Here is an 889-nt window from a genome sequence, read left to right as displayed (position 1 = left end):
GTGAAGCCCTCGTGGATGCGGTGGCCGGACTCCTGGGCCACCCGCTCGCGCTCGGCGCCCAGGCACACCCGGTCCATGGCCTCGATGGTCTCCACCGGGAAGTCGCCGGCGGCGGTCTCGGCGGAGAGCATCACCGCGTCGGTGCCGTCGAGCACCGCGTTGGCCACGTCGAACACCTCGGCGCGGGTGGGCAGCGGCGACTCGATCATCGACTCCATCATCTGCGTCGCCGTGATCACCGCGCGGTTGAGCGACCGGGCGCGCTTGATGATGCGCTTCTGGGTGCCGATCAGCTTCGCGTCGCCGATCTCCACGCCCAGGTCGCCGCGGGCCACCATCACCGCCTCCGAGGCCCGGATGATGCCGTCGAGGGTGGCGTCATCGGCCACCGCCTCGGCGCGCTCGAGCTTGGCCACCAGGCCGATCTCGGCGCCCGCCTCGCCGAGCAGCTCGCGCGCTTCCTGCATATCGGCGGCGCTGCGCGGGAAGGACACGGCGAGATAGTCGACGCCGATGTCCAGGGCGGTCTGGAGGTCGGCGCGGTCCTTGTCGGTGAGCGCCGGGGCGGAGAGGCCGCCGCCCTGCTTGTTGATGCCCTTGTTGTTGGAGAGCGCCCCGCCCACCACCACGGTGGTGTGGATCTCGCGCCCCTGGACGGCGGTGACGTCGAGCACCACCCGGCCGTCGTCGAGCAGCAACCGGTCGCCGGGGGCGACGTCGTCGGCCAGGGTCTTGTAGTCGCAGCCCACGCGCTCCACCGTGCCGGCCTCGCCATCGAGCGCCATATCGAGGATGAAGGGGGCCCCCTCGTCGAGCTCCACGGCGCCGTCGCGGAAACGGGCGATGCGGATCTTGGGGCCCTGGAGGTCGCCCAGGGCGGCGACGCTCT

The 889-nt window shown here is 72.0% G+C and carries 1 pseudogene; it reads right to left on the bottom strand.

The window, feature by feature from the left end:
* Nucleotides 1-889: pseudogene (gene pyk, locus QWY80_RS09265) on the bottom strand (pyruvate kinase); the annotation flags it as partial.

It is taken from the genome of Halomonas ramblicola (genome assembly GCF_030409215.1).
GTDB lineage: Bacteria > Pseudomonadota > Gammaproteobacteria > Pseudomonadales > Halomonadaceae > Halomonas > Halomonas ramblicola.
The sequence above is the reverse complement of the archived record's forward strand: the minus strand, read 5'-3'. Positions and strand labels throughout refer to the sequence as shown.